Consider the following 21,561-nt stretch of genomic DNA (forward strand, 5'->3'; position numbering starts at 1 on the left):
CCCCACCTCGGGTTCACCGTACCACAATCACGGCCTGCGCGGAACGGCCGAAGGAGGATGCCCGTGCCGATGTACGTCTGGCTCGCGTGCGGCTTGTATTGGATGAACGGGATGGCGACTGTCGCCCTTGGCAGCGTGATGCCGCTCGCCATACAACACCTGCACGCCACCTACGTGTTCGGGAGCGATCTCGTCCTGCTCCAGTTTGTCGGCTACTGGATTGGCGTCCCCCTCTCTTCCCTCGCGGTGCGCCGATTTGGCTACCGATGGACGCTTGTGGCTTCGAGCGCAGTGACCGCCATTGGGGAGGCGGGCTTCGCCGCCTGGCCCGAGCCGGCCGCGTATCTGGCGTCGTCTCTGTTGACCGGCGTCGGGATGGCCATGATGCAGGCCACCGTATCGACCTCCCTCGTCGAGTGGTTCCCCGCTCGCCGAGCGGTCATCATGAGCCGGACGGAAGCCGCCTTTGGCCTCGGGTGCGTCATGAGTCCCTTGGTGGCAAGCGCGTGCATCGCAGCAGGAGTTTGGCGCGCTGTGTTCACGCTGGTGGCCGCAGCAGCGGCGGCACTTGCCGTTCTCTCTGTGTTCACGCCGATGGCTGCACAGAGCGAAGCGGAAGGCGGACCTCGCGATGCGCACACCGACGCCATTCACTTCGCCAACCGGCGCGATCGCGCCCTCGTGTTGGCCCTCTTTATGCTCTGCGTACTGGTCTACGTCGGGGTGGAATCGTGCGTGAACAACTTCTTGCCGGCCGTGTTCATTGAGCACTTCGGCCTGCCCGCCCCAACCGCCTCCGTCACGGTGAGCGTCTTTTGGTCCGCAATGGTGGTGGGGCGCATGGCGACGGGGTGGGTTGCGAGGTTCCTGCCGTATCGCCCCTATCTCGTCCTGGCCACCGTGGGCACCCTCTGCACGAGTGTGGCCATGGCCGTCAGTGCAAGCCACATCGCAGGTTACGTCGAATGCGCCCTTCTGGGCCTCTTCATGTCCGGCATCTATGTGGTGACCCTGGTGTTTGCAAATCACGCGTTTCCGGAGTTGACAGGGCTTGTGACGCGGTTGGTGACGTTCTTCGCAGGGCTGGGGGGCGCGACGTTGCCGTACGCCTTTGGATGGACGCTGGCGAAGACGGGATCGCAATGGGCCGACGTGGCTTTGGCGCTATTTGCCGCGATGCTGTTGGCCGTGGTGGCTTGGACGAGCTGGGTGACAAAGCGAAAGTCGAGATCGCGCGCTGAGGGAGTGCATCTAGCGGGGTGAGCGCCGAGGGAAGCGGCGGAGCATGGAAAAGCCGCCGTCACGAGGAACGGCGGCCGGCTGCATCGATTTCGGTTTCGGCGCGAGCGGCCCAGTCCATCAGGACAGCGGAAAGGGCTCGCAAACGCCGCCCGTTGAGTCGATAGATGGTGTATCGCTCGTCGCGCGGATGGCGGCGCACCTCCACCAGGCCATGCTCCCTCAACTGCCTCATGTGATGAGACAAGGTGTTTTGGCGCACGCCGAGGCGCTCACTCAGTGCCCCGGCGGTCTGCTCGCCTTCGGCCAGTGCGCGGAGGATGCGCAGCCGCTGGGGCTCGCCGAGCACCGCCAAACACTTCATCCAAGCGTCCTGCGGCGTATCCACTCCCTGCGTCATTGCACCTCTCCTCGCATGACGTCGATTCGTCTGCTATCAACCGACGATACTGTGATGCGTCGTGGCCTGCGGCGATACCTGAATTTCCTCGGTGTCCTCGAGCGATTTCTGCTTCATCTCAGGCACGGCGAGGAGAGTGAGCAGCGCCCCGATCAGCGCCACGCCCGCCAGCATACCCATGGTGACACTCAAGCCCGCGGCTTTGAGGATACCCGGCAGCACGAATGCGCCGAGGAACGCGCCAATCTTGCCAGCCGCCGCAGAAATCCCGTGCGCCGTGCCGCGCAGGTTCGTCGGGAATGCTTCGGACGGCACGAGGAACGTCGTTGTATTTGGACCAAATTCGATGAAGAAGTAGCTCACCGCGTAGAGCAGCAGGAACAGGATGGGCATCTTCGCGATGCTCGGCACCAGGAACAGCGCCGCATATGCGGCCGCCATCACCACGAAGCCGAGGCTCTGGATGAACTTCCGCCCCCACTTGTCCATCAGGTTGGCCGCCACGAAATAGCCCGGTAGCGCAGCCACCATGAAGATGGCGGTTGCGACGAGCGTCGTGGTGACGAGCTGCGCATGCGGCAGGAGCGCCTTCAGAATCAGCTGCGACGAGACACTGTTTCCGTAGAACGCCACGTCAATCAGGAACCAGCTGCCCGCGGTACCGAGCAGGCGGAACAGGTGCTTCGGCGTCCACAGCGACTGCTTGGCGATCACGGCGCGCGGAGCGGCATCCGCCGAGTCACGCACGGCCGCGCCCGTCAGTTCCCGGGCGGCGCTCGCCGCCGCATCTGCGTCCTGCTTCACGGCCATGAGGTAGCGCGGCGACTCGGGCATCCTGCGGCGCAGGTAGATGACGGATGCCGCCGGAATGGCACCGAGCGCGAGCATGATGCGCCACGCGACGTCATGCGGGATGCCTACCGAGAGCAGGATGGACGCCACGAGCGGCCCCGCCAGAAGCCCGAGCCCCTGCATGGCAAACACCATCGTGACCATAAACCCGCGGTTTTTGCGGTTGGAATACTCCGTCATGATAACCGAGCTCGTGGGATAGTCTCCGCCCACGCCCAGTCCGACGATGAAGCGGAAAATGACGAGCCAGATGAAGGACGGCGCGCACGCGGACAGAATGGCGCCCACGGCGAGCATGATGACCTCGAATCCGTACATGGCCTTGCGCCCGAGCTTATCCATCAGTTTGCCGAAGAACAGAGCGCCGAGCGCCGCCGCCGCGAGAGAAGTGCTGTTCAAAATGGACAGTTGCGCGGTGGAAAGATGCCAGATGGGGGTAAGGATGGCGGTCACCGTGCCGATGATGAAGAGATCATACGCGTCGGTGAAAAATCCCATGCCAGCCGTGAACATGGTCTTCCAGTGGAAGCCGCTGAGCCGACTTTCGTCCATGGCCTCGAGAACTTTCGGATTGACGGACACGCGAGTCGCCCCTTTGTGGCTAGGTTTGAGCTGCGACGGGTCAATGCACTTGCCGCAATCGCGATGGATCCATACCCATTGATTCAATGGATATTGATCCTTTCCGTCAACACATGCTACGCGCCATTTGTGAAATCCACGTGTTCGGATTGTGAAGAGTGTGTAAAGATCGAGGAAAATTGTGGGGTGAAGTGCGCGATCCCGACCCGCTGTCGTCGGCCGGGATCGCGCCATCTCGTCACCACTTGGCGACGGCGTACATGAGCACAATGTTCACGGCGAGAATGATGAGCGCCGTAGGCCATTGCGCCCGGATGACCGCATACTGACTTCGCAGCCCAAGCAGCGCGGCGGGAACGATGTTGAAGTTGGCCGCCATGGGCGTGAGCAATGTGCCGCAGTAGCCGGCGAACATGCCAATGGCCGCGACGCGATCCGCATCGACGCCGAAGTGCCCGATGATAAGCGGGATGGCAATGCCGGCCGTCATCACGGGGAACGCGGCGAAGGCGTTGCCCATGATCATGGTGAACACGGCCATGCCCACGCAGTACGCGAAAACCGCCCAGAAGAGCGAGTGATGTGGAATCACGTGGTTGGCCAGGCGCGCCACGACGGTGCCCACACCGGCCGAGGCGAACAAGGTGCCGAGGACCGCGAGCATCTGTGGAAGCACGGCCGCCCAGCCGATGGCCTCAATCAGGCGCCTGGCTTCGCGAACCGAGACAACAGGCGTGCTCCGGGTGATGGCCCACGCGACGATGAGCGCGATGGCGGCGGCGATACCCAGCGCCACGAGCGTGACGTTCGCCGGATCCAGGAGTGGCAGAGCGCCGACGTGAATCCGGCTCAGCCCTTCCACGCCAGCTACAGTCAGCACCGGGATGAGCACAGCCGGGATGAACAGCCGGTTTCCGAGCCGGGCCCGGCTCGCCTCGCGATCCGCCGCTTCCGCCTCCCCATAGCTACCGGTGCGCACCCCGCCAAAGCCTGCCAGAACGACGATGGCGATCACGACGAGGCCAAGGACGAACGATGGCAGCACGTCCGCCAGGATGAAGGCGAGCCCATACAGCGCATAGAAGAGCCCTGTGGTGATGCGCCGTGGGTTCGCGCGATCGCGAAACGTATACAGGCTCGAGAGAACGAGAATGAGGCCGACGAGATCGTAGACGTATTGGACGCGAATCACGCGTTGACCCCCTCTCCTTGGGCCGAGGAAGACGCGGTCGGCCCCGAGGACAGCCAGCGCCGGAGACGCCGATCCAGGAGGTACAGCCGCACACTGTGGACGACGAAGACGGCTATGGCCGTCGGCAGCGCCCACAGGCCCATGAGGATCGGAGTGGAGTGAATGTGGAACTGATCAAACACGCCCTTCATGAGGAGAACCGCCCCGACCGCGACGAACACGTCCTCACCGAAAAAGAGTCCGACGTTGTCGACTGCGGCGGCGTGGGCGCGGATGTGATCCCGGACGTGATGAGGCAGGTTGCCATAGGCGGCCTCGGCGGCACCTTCGGCCATGGGCGCAACAACCGGGCGAACCATCTGCGCGGGCCCGCCGATGGACGTGAGCCCGAGGGCAGCCGCCAGTTCGCGAATGAAGAGGTATGCGTTCAAGATGCGGCCCGTCGTGGCGGCGCGCACCTTCGACACGAGCCGCTGGGCCTGTTCCCGCAGCCCGTGGCGCTCAAGCAAGCCAATGACGGGCAGCGTGGCGACAAAGACGGCCATGTAACGATCCTTCGCGAACGCTGCGCCGAATTGAGACAAAATGTCATACGGCGATTCGTGCGCCAAGAGGCCGGTGACCATGCCGGCCACCGTCACGACGAGCAGCGGGTTCACGCGTAGCGCAAAGCCCACGATCACGACAAGAACACCGATGAGAACCACGGAGATACCTCCTGCCATATGTAGATGAATGCTGGGTAGAATGTCCACCTTGGGCGAGGAATCATGGATCTCCCCATACGACGCACATGCCCGACACCGAATCATGAAAAGCGATGTGCACTGAGTGCCTCTTGGCAAGAGGAACGCTCATGCAAAAAGAACATGGAGCGAAGACAAAACTACGTGTGGCGAAACATCACCCTTTCGCGCAGAATCTCCTCGCGCAATGCGCCAGCGATGTTGAGTACCGGCGCGTGAACCGCGGAACGCGCTGCGAGGAAATCTGCATGGACGAAATTCGGGTGCAACGAGCGACGCATGAGAGCGGTTCGTCTGTGCATCCGAGGTAGCATGGTGCACTCGGGCAGCTCCACTGCTCGGCCACGATGCGGTGAGGGCCCCTCGGGAGACGGCACGCACATCCGCGGTGCTCAAGCGATGGAAGTAGCATTTCGACCTGAATTCAACGAATCCTGCATCGATTCCGCACAAACAAGGATTGAGTGATTAGAGTGTTCACACGGTACGCAACGAAGCGGTGCGCGAACCTGGATCGATGGCGAAAGCCCGGGAGGTTCGCGCAAGACGAAAATTCCGCGTCAGGACTGGATTTTTTGACGTTGAGAGGGTATGATGAAGGTGGTTGGATGCCGTGTAAACGCCACGCGCCGCGCAGGTTCGCGTTTTTTGCCCGGGAAACCGCACCAGGAGCGGGCTCCGGGGGGATGGCGTTGATCCGCCGAGATCGTCGGCGGCCCCATTGAAGCTACCGCGCCGTGCGGGTGTTCGCCAACACGCCCGGAGTTGATCCGCCGAGATCGTCGGCGGCCCCATTGAAGCTTTCCTTGTTGTATCGGATATGATCCGTGCTGCTGAGTTGATCCGCCGAGATCGTCGGCGGCCCCATTGAAGCTTCAGTTACCACCGTCAGCTGGCACCCCCTCCAACCCGTTGATCCGCCGAGATCGTCGGCGGCCCCATTGAAGCAACCAGACCATCGTGGCGGATGCGAAGGCGAACGGCGTTGATCCGCCGAGATCGTCGGCGGCCCCATTGAAGCGTAGCGGGCGACTCACGACGCAGCTGAGCAGTGCCCGTTGATCCGCCGAGATCGTCGGCGGCCCCATTGAAGCGCTCCCAAGCGGTTGACGATTTAAGTTACCCATATTAGTTGATCCGCCGAGATCGTCGGCGGCCCCATTGAAGCCACAAGCGAATAATCTCGCCTTCTACACCAAGAGCGGCGTTGATCCGCCGAGATCGTCGGCGGCCCCATTGAAGCTACTACATCATCTACATATCGATTAAGGAATTCATGTTGATCCGCCGAGATCGTCGGCGGCCCCATTGAAGCCCGCGGCGCGCCAAGGCCCTGGCGTTCTTCTGGCCGAAAGGTTGATCCGCCGAGATCGTCGGCGGCCCCATTGAAGCTAGGATATTGACTTATTCGTTTATGCTGTCCGTTCTGTTGATCCGCCGAGATCGTCGGCGGCCCCATTGAAGCGACGGTCACGACGCCCGACGGAGAGATAAAGACCTTGTTGATCCGCCGAGATCGTCGGCGGCCCCATTGAAGCTCAATAAGATACTTTGCGATCTCATTGACATGCCTCGAATGTTGATCCGCCGAGATCGTCGGCGGCCCCATTGAAGCAACTATTCCGATATGTATTCATCCATATGAATAAAAGTTGATCCGCCGAGATCGTCGGCGGCCCCATTGAAGCAAATACTAAAAGATGGGATGGAAGAAAGACGCCAAAAAGTTGATCCGCCGAGATCGTCGGCGGCCCCATTGAAGCAGCACGACGCGGCGCGTTTACAGGCGGCGTTGGCGAAGTTGATCCGCCGAGATCGTCGGCGGCCCCATTGAAGCTCATTTGGCGAGCGTAAAATAACCGCATCCAGTTCCGTTGATCCGCCGAGATCGTCGGCGGCCCCATTGAAGCCACTGCCTCGTCAAGCGCCATCCCCGAGCGCGAAGACGTTGATCCGCCGAGATCGTCGGCGGCCCCATTGAAGCCGCATGAACTGGAGATTTTGCTGGCGCACCTGCGCTGTTGATCCGCCGAGATCGTCGGCGGCCCCATTGAAGCGCGCGCTTGCCATGAAACGCCCGGAGCTGCGCAAGCCCGTTGATCCGCCGAGATCGTCGGCGGCCCCATTGAAGCTGGACGCGCCAGGTGCTCCAGCCGAACCTCGATCCGCGTTGATCCGCCGAGATCGTCGGCGGCCCCATTGAAGCATTGCGCCGCCCTCCTCTCCTTGTGCGATTTCGGGTTGATCCGCCGAGATCGTCGGCGGCCCCATTGAAGCGACTCGCGTGACAAGTGTACATGGGGATAGGTACGGTTGATCCGCCGAGATCGTCGGCGGCCCCATTGAAGCTTGGAATACCCTGTCAGCGCTTTGACAGCGAGCCAGAAGTTGATCCGCCGAGATCGTCGGCGGCCCCATTGAAGCAGAGACCGATATTCAACGCGCTCAGATGGTAGCGAAGTTGATCCGCCGAGATCGTCGGCGGCCCCATTGAAGCGATCCAGATCGATCCAGGACCAGCATAGATAATGTCGTTGATCCGCCGAGATCGTCGGCGGCCCCATTGAAGCGGCTGTAAGGGCCCAGGCAGCGCCGTTCCTTGAAAGGTTGATCCGCCGAGATCGTCGGCGGCCCCATTGAAGCAAAGTCGTTTACGTCGTACATATCCTATACCTCCCGTTGATCCGCCGAGATCGTCGGCGGCCCCATTGAAGCCACGGCCCAATCTGGAGCCTGTCGCAATACGGACTGCGTTGATCCGCCGAGATCGTCGGCGGCCCCATTGAAGCTTTAATAGTATCCTCGTAGTAAGTAGATACTACGAGGGTTGATCCGCCGAGATCGTCGGCGGCCCCATTGAAGCCTCGTAGGCACCAGACGATTGCTTCTCCGATGGTACTTGTTGATCCGCCGAGATCGTCGGCGGCCCCAGTTCAGCAGTCGGGACGACTCCCAGCGCCCGTCACCCATTTCCTTGATCGCCGAAGACTTTTGGCTGGTCCTGAAGGTGTTGTTGGGCACACAAAGGCCACCTGCAGATGCGCCTGATGGCGGTGTCTGAAGGTGGCCTTTGGGTTCGTCTCGACTTGAAGCCTAGCGGGTCCGTCCGCTCAACTGCCCATAGCACTCACCGGTTGGGCCCTCGTGAAGCTGAAGTATTTGTCCAACTGAATGCGCCGCGACACCATCACCTGCTCCACCCCGAGCGGGCGCAGGCCCCCGGTCCGTAAGTCGGGATGCGCGAGCATCCATCGAATGGAACACAAAGTTGCTGGTTCTCTCCATATAGGCCATGCAAGAGAGAATCCTTGGCTATCATAATGCCCGCCAATGATTGCGAGCCGGTTTCCACCGTATGCCGGTGCTGCGGTGAGTACGGAGATGCCGACGGCTGCTAGCCGATTGGCCCCGAGCTGCGTCCCAAGCTTATACTTGGCGTCGGTCGGGTTGCCTGCCATGAGCGCGTATCGGGCGATCTCGTCCGGGTCCCACCGAAACGAGGAGAGCATGGCGTCTGCACGTGTCCACGGGTGGAACAACGTGGCCACGAGGTGTTCTATGGCTTCCTCGCCCTGCCGCCCTGGTTCTTCTTGCTCTTCCGGCTGCCAACGAGGGACATCCCGTAGTCGAGGCAAAAAGTGCTGATGCCCTTGACCAAACAACAGACAGATCGGCGTCGGCTGGATACGAGGATCGTCCGTCTTTTTCCCGCTTTTGGACTCCACCGTGCCATCGCTCATGAGCGCGGCGAGGAGATCCGCTCGGTACCGACTCGTCGACGCCGCGGCGCGTGCTGCTTCTCGGAGGACCTCTCGAGCTTCCGACTGGGTGTAGTTGAGATCAGCACGGTCACCGAACTCGTGGTGTTCTGCGAGCCGCCGAATCCCGGCGTCCGCTCGCCGCGCAAGGTCTTCCGGAGACAGGGATACGCGTGTCACCAGCACTGGCCGAGTCGGCGCCTCCGTCCAATACACGCGGGCATGGACGCGCAAAGCGGGCTCCATCTCCTCGTCCGTGGCGGTCAAGGCGCGAAGGAGGCCAAGCAGCGCGAAAAACGCAAGAGGATTGTCAGGCTCAAGGCCATCAAGTCGGTATTCGCTCAAGGGCATGCTCGGTCCCCCCCACTCTCCGCTCGTCTTCGGACACACGGTGATCTGCGAGCCTCAGCACGCTTTCGAGATACGCGATTGTCCAGGCGCCGTACCGCGCTTTCAGACGCTCGTACAAGCCGGCCCAGTCCTCGCCTTCCCAGTCAAACGAAAGCTCCTGCGGCCCCGTTGCTGGCGAGATGGCGACGGATGCACCCAGTAAAGACTGCGTCGCCTCCGTCGCCCGACGGAGTTCGGGATCCGCATGTGGGAAAAACGGGCGACCGTACCCGTGATGCGTGCCGATGAGCCACAACACCAGTGCCGGGTCCTTCGCCTCCCGAAACCGCGGGTGTCGAAGCGCTATGGCGACGGACAGCGCTTCGTGACGCCACCTGTAGGGCAACCCCGCCTGCCATCTCGCCTGCTGCGGAAGCCGCCTTCCCGACTTGGCGAGCAGGGGGCCTTCGAGATGAGGCCCGAGCGGGTCTCCGTAGGCCAGAAATGCCTGAAATCGAGGGTCTGCCTTGCCGAGATCGTGCAACAGACCTGCGAGGGAGAGGTCCTGCGTGATCTCCGCGGGCAATCCGGCGAGTCGGCCGAACCGAGCGGCCGCCTCCGAGACGCGCAGACAGTGCTCGTCCAGAAGCACGGGCAGGCTGGCGAGCGATCCGAACGCATCGTCTTCCGTGGAGGGCGCGGCAGCGCGACTCTGCCCGGATACGCGCAGCCCGCGAGGAGCCTGAAACACGATCCCCCTCGGCCGGCCGAGCTCATCGCGGCCATAGACGTCGTAGAGCACCTCGACCTCGCCGCGTGCCTCATCCAACTTCCCCAGCGCGTCACGCAGTGTTTCGTCGAGCGCGAGTTCGAGTAGCGCGTCTCGCGCGTCTCGCCACGGGAATACCTCGTACTCGGTGAGGAGGGCGGCGAGTTTGCCCTCTTCTTCCGCCTGGATGAGCCCGGGCGCGACGCGCACCGCGAAGTACCCGGCTTGAAAGGGCAAATTGGCTTCGAGGCCGAGATCGCGCGCGGCCTCATTCCAATCCGGGTTCCAGCCATATGGGTCGAGCCCTCCGTACTGCGCCGGGACAATCACGGTGTCGCCGGGCCGAATCTGGCGGGCATTCACCCAATGGGACGTGTCGGGATCGCCGGTCCATCGGAAGGCGCGGCGTTCGAGCCGGCGGATGCCCGCTTCCTCGTCCGAACGCCGCGAGGGGATGTCCGCGAGCTCTATCTCCTTCGCGGAATCTCGCGAGAGCCAGCGCCGAACGGCCCAGACGGGCAGTTCCACAGCCTCGGCCGATCTCGGCAGCACGAGTTGCAGCAGGCTGTACGTCGCATCGTCGCCGGCACTGGGATCGACGTCGGCGCGCCAGACAACGCTGACCGCATCCGGCTGGCGACGAGGGCCGTGGAGGTACAGCGAGACATCCGGATCCGCGGCCGGCACCGGGCTCGTGGCCGTGAGCAGGTCCACGTGCGCGGGCATGAGGATGGGCGCGTCCTCGGTCTGCGACATGGCCTCGGCGGGCACGGGATCCTCTTGAGCAAGGCGATGAAACGCGGCGAGGCCGAAGTCGATTACCGGCGGCTCTTTTCGGCCTCCCGGCTGGGCGTGCCGCTTCAGATAAGCCCAAGCCTCGGCCAGGGCTCGGCCGTACACCGGATCGTCCGTTCGGGCCGACAGGTCCACAGGCGCAGCCACCACGGCCCCGAAGCACGGCGTGGGGCGCCCGGCTCGGTTGAGACGCCCAAATCGTTGGCGCAAGGCGTCGATGGGCGCGAGATCGCTCACCACAGCGTCGAGGTCGATGTCGATCCCGACCTCCACGCACTGCGTGGCGACGAGGGCCACGGGCGCAGCGAGCCGCCGCACCTCGGGCCGTGGCTGCGTTCGCAGGGGCTCGAGCGCATGCGTGAGCCATGCGTCTCGGTCCAAGGGACGAGCCGGGCCGATGATGAGCATCGTCTGCCATTGGTCGACGTCGAGCACCGCCCGAAGCGCCTCGAACACCGCGCGGGCGCGGCCCACGCGGTTCACCACGACGGCGACGGCCGGGTTCGCCACGCCTTGGCTCCGTAACATCTGCGCCACATGCAGGAATTCCTGTACGAGCACCTGCACGCGGTGCTCCTCGTCCACCGCGTCCGATCCACTGGCAACGGCGTCGTTCGAGGCGCTCGCATCCCGTGCTTTTTTGAATTCCACCAGCCGAACGGGCTTCCCGACCGACCAGCGCGCGCCGAGGATGGGGTGATGCGTATCTTCATCCGCGAGGTCGAACGCGCCTCCATCCTCTTCTTGGGGCGTCGCGGTCATGACCGTGTAGCCCCACGGCATCTCGATATCGACAGGTTTCCATGAATCCCCTTGATACGCCTCAATCCAGGAGAGCGTCTGGCGAAGTGGCTCCGCCAAGTGCGCTTCGTCAAGGAACAGTTGGCAGTCCACACCCAACAGTCCAGCGTGCACCGGCTTCATCGCGTCTGACACGCCGTATCCGCGAAACAAGAGCCGTGACCCAATCTGATCCACGGTGGAACACACGACCGTGGGTTGCACAGGAGTTCGAGCCCAATCGTCCTCGCGCGGCAGGCCACCTCTCAGCCGTTGGACCACGAGCGGCTCTCCTCCGCCGCTCACGTCACGCAGCCTCGCCGCCACGCGCGCTGTCACGGTCCCCCCCTGCGCTTGCGCGAGTTTTTCGGCGAGTCGCTTGGCGTGTTCGTATGCGTCATCGACGACGAGCCTCCGGTCCACGATGAACCCCATGCGCACGGGCGCGCGCCGCCTCGCTCCCGCGCCCGCCTCCAAGGCGAGGAAAAATACCGCAATGTCGATGACGCTCGTCTTTCCCGACGCCGTGGGCAACTTGAGCAACTTCGGCCACGAGCCGGTCTCTGCAAGGTGATCCAACAGGCGAACCTGCCATGGAAACGGTTCATAGCCGTGGACCTCGCGCAGGAACTGCACAAAGTCTCCGCGAGAAAGGGATGCGTTCACTCCGCCTCACCTCCATCGGGCAGGGGACGGCACAGACCAAGCCCCAGATATCGCCCGGCGCCGAGCATCACCGGCCCCACCACGGGCTCTGGAAATCGAATCACCGCGTGCGTCAGCATCCGCCCCTTGAGGTATTGAGGTACCTGCCAGCGAACCCACGCCGGATCCCGACGAGATGAAAGCACGGAAGGCGCTCCTTCCCAAGCCGAGTGCCGCGAGACCTGAACCGCTGGCAGCGGGCCGTCCTCCCCTGGCAACATGACCTCCTGCGGCCGAGGCAAGCCGATATGCTCACACGCGCTTGCCACGCCCTCTATCATCTCCATCACAGTCTCGCTCGGCTGCGCTTTGATCCGGCGGTTGAGCACCATGGGCGTCACGGTCGCGTACAAGTGGCTCGGTTTGGCGGTATAGAGCGCCGGATCGAGCGAGCGCTTCGCGGGCTGGAGCGTCGGAGAAAGCTCCAGGTCCCCTGTGGGCAGCGCTATGCGCAGGATCCTCCTTCCGCGCCGCACATCCATCGGGCAGACGGCGCGGAGTGCCCGGAGCCAGCTCTCGTCCCGAAGCAGATCGACATCCCTGGGCGGCACGCACGCGAATCCCAGGACGCGCCCGTCTGCATGCGGAAAGCCCGCAAATGGAAGCGGCACGATGGCCAAGTGCGGATGGCTCTCGGGTACACCTTCTTCGGAGCGCCCCGTGACCACCGGCGGAGCTGACATGCCCGCGGCCTGATACCCCTCGATGACACGATTCCGGATGGCCTGCGCGACCAACGCGCAGGCACGGACGTCGGGCATCACGCCGCCCACGTGCTCGAACACGAGCCAACCGGTGGAAAACGCCGAATGCGGGCCGTCTTGCGCCGCTGACGGCGGAGCAGGCATCACCCACTCGCCCGCGCTCGGCCGGCGGCCAGACGCAAACGCGCGAACCAGTTCGTCCATCCTCCCCCGATACACCCTCCGAAGTGGCGGGATGGCGTCCGATGGCACCGATTCATCCGTCACGTACGCCCTGCACCGCGTCAGACTCGACGAGTGCCCCACGTACGCCGTGTCGCGGGCGATGGCATCGAGAGACTTCACCCGTTCCGCTACATCCGCGCCGTCCACGTCCGCCCACACGAGCCTCACGGTCGGCGAAGCGGGCCGGACCGTGATAAACCGACGCGGCTGGCGGCTTCGATAATCCGCGATATTGTCCGATGCCCGCCGGACTTTGAGCGCCGCGCGATCGTTCGGCGGCACATACGCCAGGTACGACGTGCGAAGCCAGGCGGTGGGCGCCTGAATCCGCGGCGGATCGAGCGATTCCAGCCACTCCAAGGCAGCCCGTTCCTCTGGTCGTTGCCCGCGGTACGCCCACGTAGCCACGAGCGCGGAAAACACGCGGTCCGGCTGTGGCGGCCAGTCTGGCGCCTCGCTGTCCGGCTGCAGCGCCGCTACCGAGTTCCCCGTGAGGAATTCGATCTCGATGACGAGCGTCACTTCTCTTCCTCCGCCTCTCCGCCTTGACCGGACAGCGCCAACTGCTGACTCTCCTTGACGATGGCGACGAGCTTGTCCTGCGGCACGAGGCGAATCGGCTCCCGGCGCAACCTGAATCCTGCCGCCTCGGCGTTCGCAAACGCCTCCTCGTACAGCGCGCGCGCCGCAGCGAGATCGAGCTTCACGGCGTCCGTCGAGCCATCCGGATGGACCACCTCAAACGGCGCCGGCCGCTCGGGGACGAGATCACACCGGGACCGGAGCGCATATCCATTGCGGTCCTGCTCAAGCGCGGCGAGGAGGCCGAGGGCGGCGAGCAGCGTCCGAGCGGTGATATCCCGATGATCGCCGCCGAAGCGAAGGCGGCGCAGTCCGGCAAACGTCAGTACAAACGTCTGCTCGAGATAGTCGCACGTAATGCCAAGTGGCTCCACGGTTGGCGCGATGTTCCCGTGATTGATCTCCGACGGGCGGACCTGCTTCGCGTCCTTGCCCACGAGCTCAGCCCGAACATCCCACACGTCTTTCCGGTCCTTATGTTTGTACACCTGGACCTTCTTCAGGATCCCGAGCGGATCAATGCGGCTGCCTGTGCGACGGCCGGCCGTGCGTACCACGACGGTACCATCCCGCCGCGGGATCTCTTCCACCGGCACGCCGATGGCCACGATCTCGGAGGTAAGGCAGCGTGCGAACTTGGCGCCCAGACCGCCGCCGCTCCCGGTGGAGTGCCACGCTCCGAAGACGAGCGCAGTCGGCGAGGTCTCAAGCAGCGCCGTGGCGTCGGATGGGCTGGCCTGGGCGAGCCGCAGGCCCACCTCGCTCTCCATGAACGGTTTGCCGTCCATCAGGCTGTCGCGCAGGATCGCGTCGTAGATGCGGTGCGGCGCCTCAAGGGATGTGATCTCGGACAGGCCCAGCAGACCGCGATCTCGGAAATCCACGACGACGTGCGAAATGGACAAGCCGTCATGGCGCACGGCATCAGCCAGGGCCTCCTCCATGCGATTGGCCTGCGACTGCACGCTGTCGACCAGCGCGCACCACACCTCCTGTCCGTCGACCATGCGGCGCTCGAACACGTGTCGCGGCGGATCGTTCTGGAATTCACCCGGATACGTGGGCGGAAAGATTTTGTCGCCTTTGCCGCCGATCGGTTGCAGGCGCTGCCTGCGTCGAATCGCGGCGTCTTCCATCACCATTTGCGCGAGTGTTTTGACATTCATTGAATCGGTCGCCTCCCCTTGCTGCCGGGCACTGTCCACGGCCGGAATCCAACTCCAGTTCTGATGCTCCGTTGGCGATCATTCGACGTCCCACGCAGAATCCCTTCTCGTTCCACCATCGCAAAGGTTCGAACGTCGCCTCGACGCACGAAGAGCCCTGGGCGCCGATTCACCCAGGGCTCGCATCGCATCAGAAATGGTTTAATACGCCCCATACGCGCCTGCGCCCGCGCCCGGCGCGCAGCCGCAGCTTGGCGCCGCCATGCCCACCGCGGGAACCAACAGGAAGAACAGCACGAAGATGATCAGAAACACCACAGCCCAGCGCGTGTAGCCACCAAACGTACCCATGAACTCTACCCCTTTCAAGCAAGATGGTTCATCGTACGCCGGGATGGCTCGCGTCAAAGCCGACAGGCGCCCCGTCACCGCTTCCGCTCCCGCCGTGCCACACCGCGAATCAAGATTCTTGCCCTGCTTGCCGCTACTCGCGCACCTGTCCGTGCCCGCACACCACGTACTTGTAGCTCGTCAGCTCGCGCAGGCCCATCGGCCCGCGGGCGTGCATCTTCTGCGTCGAGATGCCGATCTCGGCCCCAAACCCGAACTCGAACCCGTCCGTAAACCGGCTCGACGCGTTGTGGTACACGGCCGCCGCGTCGATGGACGCGAGGAACTCCCGCGCCGCACCCTCGTCCTCCGTGACAATGACCTCCGAGTGCTGCGTGCCATAGCGATCGATGTGCGCGATGGCGTCCTCCAGGGTGTCCACCACCCGGACGGCGAGGATGAGATCCAGATATTCGGTTTCCCAGTCGGCCTCCTGCGCGGCCTCCGCAGGAATGCCCGCGCAGCGCAGGATCTCAAGCGCGCGCGGGCACGCGCGCAACGCCACGCCGCGATCCACGAGAGCGCGCGCCGCGTCCGGAAGCCACGCGTCCGCAATTTCCGCGTGCACGAGGAGCGTCTCCGCCGCGTTGCACACAGACGGGCGCTGTGTCTTCGCGTTCACCACGATGCGCGTGGCCATCTCGAAGTTCGCGGCACGGTCCACATACACGTGGCAGTTGCCCACGCCGGTCTCGATCACCGGAACCGATGCGTTTTCCACCACCCGGCGAATCAACCCCGCGCCCCCGCGGGGAATGGCGAGATCGACGTACCCCCGCGCCCGGATGAGCACATCCACCACGTCCCGGTCCGCGTGGGCGACGAGCGACACGGCGGCTTCCGGCAGCCCCGCCTGCCGCAGCCCGTCGTGGATGGCCGCCACAAGCGCCTGGTTTGACCGCAACGCCTCGCTCCCGCCGCGCAGCACCGCCACGTTGCCCGTCTTCACCGCGAGCGCCGCCGCGTCCACCGTCACGTTCGGCCGCGCCTCGTAGATCATGGCGATCACGCCCATGGGCACGCGCACCTTGCGGATGTCGAGGCCGTTCGGGCGCAGGATGCGTTCCACCTCTTCGCCCACCGGATCCGGCAGCGCCTCCACCTCGCGCACGCCCTCGATGATCTGCTGCAACCGCGCCTCGTCGAGCATCAGCCGGTCCACGCGGGCCGCAGGCTGCCCTTCCCGCCGCGCCGCGTCCACGTCCGCCGCGTTCGCGGCCAAGATCTCGCTCCTGCGCGCCCAGATGGCGTCCGCCATGTGCGAAAGTGCCTCGTTCTTGCCGCGCGTCGGCGCGGTGGCCATGCGCCGCTTCGCCGCCTGCGCGCCGCGCAGGATGGCCCGCACCGATTCCACCAGTTCCGCCTTCGTGTCGACACTCATCCCGCCGTCGCCTCCGTCCAGATCACCATGTCGTTTCGGTGCACGACTTCGTGCAGCGCGTGCACGTCCTCGCCTGCGCGCTTTTTCGCGAGCCACTCGGCGAGATCGCGCGAGGAGAAGTTCGAGATGCCCTTGCCGAACGCCGCGCCGGTGGGCCCGACGAGTTCCACCACGGCGCCCTCCTGAAACTCGCCATGCACCTGCACGAGGCCCGGCAAGAGCAGGCTCTTGCCGCCCGCGATGAGCGCGCGCATGGCGCCGTGATCCACCTGCAGGGCGCCTTCCGGCTTCGGCGCGTGCAAGAGCCACGATTTGCGCAGGCTGACCGGCTCCCGCGACGCCAGAAACCGCGTGCCCACCAGCTCCCCGGCGAGCACCCGCTCGAGCACCCGCGGCTCGTCCCGGTGCGCAATGACGACCTCGACACCCGACTGCGTGGCAATCTTCGCCGCCGCAATCTTCGTCCGCATCCCGCCCGTGCCCGCGCTCGATCCCGCTCCACCCGCGATGCGCTCGATCTCGTCTGTGATGACCTCCACCTCCGCAATCCGGGTTGCGGTGGGATCCTGGCGCGGGTTGGCCGTGTACAGCCCGTCGATGTCGGTGAGCAGCACCAACGTGTCCGCCTCCGCCACGAGCGCGACGAGCGCCGCCAGCGTGTCGTTGTCGCCGAAGCGGATTTCCTCCACCGCCACGGTGTCGTTCTCGTTGATGATGGGCATCACGCCGCGCTGGAGCAGGGCCATGACCGTGTTGCGGATGTTCACAAACCGCTTCCGATCCTCCACGTCCGCGCGCGTCATGAGGATCTGCCCCACCGCGATGCCGTGCTCGGCAAACAGCCGCTCGTAGTGCTCCATGAGGAGCACCTGGCCCACCGCCGCAGCCGCCTGCTTCTCCGGCATCGAGATGTGCGCGCGCTGCCAGCCGAGCCGCCCGAGCCCCGCTGCGATGGCGCCCGAGGAGACGAGCACGAACTGGCACCCCGTCTCCCGCCCGAGCCGCGCCACCTCAGACACCATCTGCCGCATCCGCGACAGTGCGAGCGATCCGTCCGCCTCGGTGAGTGAGCTCGACCCAATCTTCACCACCACGCGCCTGCGCCCACGTCCATCCCTCGACATGCTTTCATCTCCCACGTGTCATCCGTTCCCCAGGTTCATCCCGCCACGAGCCGGTTCTCGAGCCGCCCGAGCCCGTCAATTTCGCACGCCATCTCGTCCCCCGGCTTGAGCCACACCTTCTCCTCCCGGCCCAGGATCACGCCCTCCGGCGTGCCGGTGTAGACGAGATCGCCCGGCTCAAGCGTCATGATGCGGGACAAGTCGGCAATCACCTGCGCCACGGAGAAGATCATGTCCGCGGTCGACGAGTTCTGGCGCAACTCGCCGTTCAAGTAGAGCCGCAAGCCGAGACGCTGCGGATCGCCCACCTCGTCCGCCGTCGCGATGTACGGGCCGAGCGGCGCGAAGCCGTCGATGGCCTTGCCGTACAGCCACTGCGACGCGCGCATCTGGAGATCCCGGGCGCTCAAGTCGTTCCCCACGGCGTAGCCAAACACCGCGCCGAGCGCCTCCTCCTCCGCGACGTCGCGGCACCTGCGGCCGATAACCGCCACCAGCTCCACCTCGTAATCCACCTCTCGCGCCACCAGAGGAATAGCGATCTCGTCTCCGTGCGCGGCCAGACTGTTCGCAAATTTGGAGAAATAGACCGGCGACGAGGGAATCGGCATCTTGGACTCCTCAGCATGCTTGCGGTAGTTGAGCCCCACACACACGATTTTCTGCGGGCGCGTCACCGGAGGCGCAAGCCGCAGGTCCGACAGCTTCCCGACGGCGACGCCCTTTTCCGCGATGGCCTCGAGCGCGCTTTGGTATTCCGCATACTGCGCGATCACGGCCTCCATCGTGTCCGGCACCGACACGCCAAGCTGTGGCGCGCTCGCCGCGACGTCCACCACCTCGTCGCCGCGCACAAGCCCCAGTCGCAGCGCGCTTCCTTCCCGATAGGTGCAGAGTTTCATGGCGATCCCCCCATGTAAAATCCATGCAATTCAAATGGCAGCCCGCATCTGGAGACATTGCAGGACAATGCGACTATAATTGTACCATCCTACAGAGATCGAGCGTCGCTTGTTGCCTGGGAGAGGTTTTAACTTGAACACGAAACGACCACGTGTTACCAAAAAGACAATTGCTGATACCCTAGGAATATCGGTTTCTACCGTTGACCGGGCTCTAAACGGACGTGGTAGTGTGAGCCCAGAAACACGCCGAAGGATCCTTAAAGCTGCACAAGACCTGAACTATCGGGTTAACCTATCGGCCCGCGCCCTCTCTAAGCGTTCTGAATTCACCGTCGGTGTCGTGATCCGTGACTATCCACAGGAATTTTGGGGACAAGTCCAGGAAGGTGTGCTTGAGGCGCAAAGCGAGTTGCGTGACCTTGGCCTTCAGACAGAGGTGATCTGCGTAAACGAATCCAGCGGGCTAGCTGAGCATTCAATAATCGAATGGGCCCTGTCTGGGGCTGTTGATGCTGTGGCACTTCCTGGCGGAGAACAACAACATATAGAACTTATTGACCAACTCGTGGATAGTGGCATTCTAACTTGCACATACAATGTTGATTCCCCTACCAGCAAGCGACTCTTTTATGTAGGATGTGATTACTTTCGAGCCGGCAAATTAGCAGCCGAACTCTGTGCAAAGTTTATCAGGATGCGAGGAACAGTAACAGTCATCACCGATTCATGGACATCCTTTCAGTCACAGCAGAAGATCATAGGGTTCCGCGATCGTATCTCTGGATACAACGGAATTAAAATGGTCGGACCCCTCAAAATGGATCCATCCAACTGGGATGAATCCCTAAATTCATTACGACCTGTCTTATGCGATGTTGACGCGGTGTACGTATCAAATGCAGAAGTGTGCCGAGTAAGCCATTTAGACCTCGTGTACAACAAGGTCGTCATCGGACATGATCTAAACAAACAGATCAGCGAGCAACTGGCTAAAGGTCGAATTACCGCGGTGATCACCCAGGAGCCAAAAAGACAGGGGTATCTTGCCGTTAAGAACCTTTTTCTAAGACTTGTCGGAAGCGACGAGTGGAGGCCTGAAGATATCTTTACGAAACTCGAGGTCGTTGTCGAAGAAAATGCGCCGTTCTACTTTTAGTACGCTACGCCGCTGTGATGTACGTGCGTCAATTATAGACGCAATTTATATTCATGCGCAGCTTTACATCACCGCATGCATGACGTAATATGTATCTAAACAATTGTTCAAAGGGGTGAGAAAGCGGAAACATCAGTGCTTCTCCAGAGCCTTATTTGACGTACGTACATCATCCACTGACGAGTTTAGGAGGGGGACAATGAGCGGAAAGAAACTTCCATTATTCGCTTCTTTGATCGCTACAATCATTGGTGCGACGGGCTGTGGCGCGACCATGGATAATTCGTCACCCAGCACGAGCGAGGCTGCTTCCACCGGTAAAATCACGCTTGAATTTCTTCAAAACAAACCAGAAGTCGTCAATCAGTGGAACGAGATTATTGAACAGTTTGAAAGAAAGTACCCAAATATTGTTGTAAAACAAATTAATCCTCCAAACACCGACACGACTCTCCAAGCAGATGTAGCGAAGAATCAATTACCCGATATCGTCGCTATGGGAGCAGATGCTACCTTTATCCAAATGGCTCAGAATGGCGTCTTTGTCGACCTTTCCAGTTCTTCAATGACAAGCAGAGTGTCTCCGTCATATCTAGCAATGCTTGAGCGTGAAGTGGGAAAGAAGTACCCTTACGGCATACCATATACCGTAAATGCAGTTCCAATTATCTATAACGTAACTCTCTTTAATAAGTACCACCTCTCTATCCCAAGGACATGGAGTCAGTTAATGAACGAAGCCGAAGCAATTCGCAAGAAAGGCGGTACACCCTTCTACAATGGTTTTAAGGACTCGTGGACAATTGCACCCATATGGTGTGCGTTAGCGGCAAATACCGAGGGTGCGGATTTCATACAAAAGCTCAAATCCGGTAAAGCCTCCTTCTCGACGAGCGACGTCGCTGCTGCAGAGCGCCTAAAGCAATTTGTTTCCATGGGGCAGTCCAACCAGTTCGGCGTCGACTATAATGATGCAAATGCAGCATTTGCGAATGGAAAATCTGTTTTTTATGCTCAAGGTATCTGGACAATCCCGGTTTTGCGAACCGACAACCCAAATATCAAGCTTGGCACATTTGTCTTGCCAGCGACAAACGATCCCAGCTCGGTAAAAATGGTTTCCGGTATTGACACGCTTCTCGCTATTACCAACACAGGAGACACCGCCCGAGAGCAAGCAGCTCTGAAATTTGTGAGTTTCTTGCTTTCGCCCTCGGTGGCTAGCGAATATGCATCGGATGCGGGCCTCTTCTCCGCGGTGAAGGGAGTCAAGAACACCGACCCCGCTCTGCAACCGCTCCAGGCCTTTATTACCGATGGTCGAGTAGTGGACTTTGATGACCATTACTATCCTCCGGCTATGGCAGCAGGGGATCAATATGAGTCCTTACTACAGGGTTCATTAGAGAAAAACGAAAGTGTCGAACAAATGTTGAAGCAAATGGACACTCTTTACAGCTCGGCAGCTTCACACTGAAGGCTTACTAAAGAACATCGTTCGTTGAGCGGGACCGAGATTGGTCCTGCTCAACGGAAGGAGCTATGCTTATGTTTAAGAAAAGGCTGCGGTCACGTGACACATTCGTATATGTTGTCATGACAGTGCCTCTAGCAATCCTATTTTTCTTTTTCCATACGCTCCCCGCAATCCATGGTATCCTTCTCAGCTTCACAGACTGGAACGGCTTTGGCCCCGTGCATTTCATAGGCTTAAAGAACTACATTGGTTTAATTCACGATCCACAAGTGGTGCACGCGTATTTATTTACATGAGCCCTTT

The 21,561-nt window shown here is 62.1% G+C and carries 15 protein-coding genes and 1 CRISPR repeat array; of the genes, 3 read left to right on the forward strand and 12 right to left on the reverse strand.

Going from position 1 to position 21,561, the window contains the following annotated elements:
- The first annotated feature begins 69 nt into the window (after positions 1–69).
- On the forward strand, positions 70–1,263 hold the full coding sequence (locus AMA01_RS09870) for an MFS transporter (protein ID WP_231862907.1): 1,194 nt from the start codon (positions 70–72) through the stop codon (positions 1,261–1,263).
- A 37-nt stretch (positions 1,264–1,300) separates the two neighbouring features.
- Here the strand turns inward: AMA01_RS09870 and AMA01_RS09875 are convergent, their stop codons facing one another.
- From AMA01_RS09875 to AMA01_RS09935, 12 genes are all read right to left on the reverse strand, one after another.
- Positions 1,301–1,639, reverse strand: coding sequence for an ArsR/SmtB family transcription factor (locus tag AMA01_RS09875; protein ID WP_067850484.1), 339 nt, complete (start codon positions 1,637–1,639; stop codon positions 1,301–1,303).
- Positions 1,640–1,675: 36 nt separating this feature from the next.
- Positions 1,676–3,073, reverse strand: coding sequence for an MFS transporter (locus tag AMA01_RS09880; protein WP_082744129.1), 1,398 nt, complete (start codon positions 3,071–3,073; stop codon positions 1,676–1,678).
- Between the two features lie 238 nt (positions 3,074–3,311).
- A complete protein-coding gene (locus AMA01_RS09885; protein WP_067850486.1) occupies positions 3,312–4,265 on the reverse strand; it encodes a DUF979 domain-containing protein in 954 nt (317 codons plus the stop codon).
- On the reverse strand, positions 4,262–4,972 hold the full coding sequence (locus AMA01_RS09890) for a DUF969 domain-containing protein (RefSeq protein WP_067850488.1): 711 nt from the start codon (positions 4,970–4,972) through the stop codon (positions 4,262–4,264). Before AMA01_RS09890 ends, AMA01_RS09885 begins: the two co-directional genes overlap by 4 nt.
- Before the next feature lie 730 nt (positions 4,973–5,702).
- Positions 5,703–7,949: direct repeats of the CRISPR family, unit length 37 nt; unit sequence GTTGATCCGCCGAGATCGTCGGCGGCCCCATTGAAGC.
- A 172-nt stretch (positions 7,950–8,121) separates the two neighbouring features.
- The gene (locus AMA01_RS09900) at positions 8,122–9,120 is read right to left on the reverse strand and encodes a type I-G CRISPR-associated protein, Cas3-extension family (protein WP_067850492.1); all 999 of its coding nucleotides are present in this window, start codon (positions 9,118–9,120) and stop codon (positions 8,122–8,124) included.
- On the reverse strand, positions 9,095–12,109 hold the full coding sequence (cas3g, locus tag AMA01_RS09905) for a type I-G CRISPR-associated helicase/endonuclease Cas3g (RefSeq protein ID WP_067850493.1): 3,015 nt from the start codon (positions 12,107–12,109) through the stop codon (positions 9,095–9,097). Before cas3g ends, AMA01_RS09900 begins: the two co-directional genes overlap by 26 nt.
- The gene (csb2, locus tag AMA01_RS09910; RefSeq protein WP_067850495.1) at positions 12,106–13,599 is read right to left on the reverse strand and encodes a type I-G CRISPR-associated protein Csb2; all 1,494 of its coding nucleotides are present in this window, start codon (positions 13,597–13,599) and stop codon (positions 12,106–12,108) included. The genes cas3g and csb2 overlap by 4 nt, the downstream gene beginning before the upstream one ends.
- The gene (gene cas7g, locus AMA01_RS09915; protein WP_156468441.1) at positions 13,596–14,825 is read right to left on the reverse strand and encodes a type I-G CRISPR-associated RAMP protein Csb1/Cas7g; all 1,230 of its coding nucleotides are present in this window, start codon (positions 14,823–14,825) and stop codon (positions 13,596–13,598) included. Before cas7g ends, csb2 begins: the two co-directional genes overlap by 4 nt.
- A gap of 201 nt (positions 14,826–15,026) precedes the next feature.
- Positions 15,027–15,176 carry a hypothetical protein gene (locus AMA01_RS13930; RefSeq protein ID WP_195867302.1) on the reverse strand — a complete coding sequence of 50 codons (150 nt, stop codon included), beginning with the start codon at positions 15,174–15,176 and terminating at the stop codon, positions 15,027–15,029.
- A gap of 133 nt (positions 15,177–15,309) precedes the next feature.
- On the reverse strand, positions 15,310–16,596 hold the full coding sequence (locus AMA01_RS09925) for a glutamate-5-semialdehyde dehydrogenase (protein ID WP_067850501.1): 1,287 nt from the start codon (positions 16,594–16,596) through the stop codon (positions 15,310–15,312).
- On the reverse strand, positions 16,593–17,720 hold the full coding sequence (gene proB / locus AMA01_RS09930) for a glutamate 5-kinase (RefSeq protein ID WP_067850503.1): 1,128 nt from the start codon (positions 17,718–17,720) through the stop codon (positions 16,593–16,595). Before proB ends, AMA01_RS09925 begins: the two co-directional genes overlap by 4 nt.
- Positions 17,721–17,755: 35 nt before the next feature.
- Positions 17,756–18,622, reverse strand: coding sequence for a fumarylacetoacetate hydrolase family protein (locus tag AMA01_RS09935; RefSeq protein WP_067850505.1), 867 nt, complete (start codon positions 18,620–18,622; stop codon positions 17,756–17,758).
- Between the two features lie 133 nt (positions 18,623–18,755).
- Between AMA01_RS09935 and AMA01_RS13625 the strand changes: the two genes are divergently transcribed.
- Positions 18,756–19,781 carry a LacI family DNA-binding transcriptional regulator gene (locus AMA01_RS13625; protein WP_197459987.1) on the forward strand — a complete coding sequence of 342 codons (1,026 nt, stop codon included), beginning with the start codon at positions 18,756–18,758 and terminating at the stop codon, positions 19,779–19,781.
- Positions 19,782–19,980: 199 nt separating this feature from the next.
- Positions 19,981–21,258: an ABC transporter substrate-binding protein gene (locus AMA01_RS09945; RefSeq protein ID WP_067850509.1), complete on the forward strand. Its 1,278-nt coding sequence runs from the start codon at positions 19,981–19,983 to the stop codon at positions 21,256–21,258.
- The last annotated feature ends 303 nt before the right edge of the window (positions 21,259–21,561 follow it).

This window comes from Alicyclobacillus mali NBRC 102425 (assembly GCF_001570745.1).
Classification (GTDB): Bacteria; Bacillota; Bacilli; order Alicyclobacillales; family Alicyclobacillaceae; genus Alicyclobacillus; species Alicyclobacillus mali.

Excerpts from the sequence above, each read along its gene's own strand:
- AMA01_RS09870 (WP_231862907.1), top strand. The coding sequence starts at position 70 with ATGTACGTCTGGCTCGCGTGCGGCTTGTATTGGATGAACGGGATGGCG.
- AMA01_RS09875 (WP_067850484.1), bottom strand. The coding sequence starts at position 1,639 with ATGACGCAGGGAGTGGATACGCCGCAGGACGCTTGGATGAAGTGTTTG.
- AMA01_RS09900 (WP_067850492.1), bottom strand. The coding sequence starts at position 9,120 with ATGCCCTTGAGCGAATACCGACTTGATGGCCTTGAGCCTGACAATCCT.
- cas7g (WP_156468441.1), bottom strand. The coding sequence starts at position 14,825 with ATGAATGTCAAAACACTCGCGCAAATGGTGATGGAAGACGCCGCGATT.
- AMA01_RS13930 (WP_195867302.1), bottom strand. The coding sequence starts at position 15,176 with ATGGGTACGTTTGGTGGCTACACGCGCTGGGCTGTGGTGTTTCTGATC.
- AMA01_RS09925 (WP_067850501.1), bottom strand. The coding sequence starts at position 16,596 with ATGAGTGTCGACACGAAGGCGGAACTGGTGGAATCGGTGCGGGCCATC.
- proB (WP_067850503.1), bottom strand. The coding sequence starts at position 17,720 with ATGTCGAGGGATGGACGTGGGCGCAGGCGCGTGGTGGTGAAGATTGGG.
- AMA01_RS09935 (WP_067850505.1), bottom strand. The coding sequence starts at position 18,622 with ATGAAACTCTGCACCTATCGGGAAGGAAGCGCGCTGCGACTGGGGCTT.
- AMA01_RS09945 (WP_067850509.1), top strand. The coding sequence starts at position 19,981 with ATGAGCGGAAAGAAACTTCCATTATTCGCTTCTTTGATCGCTACAATC.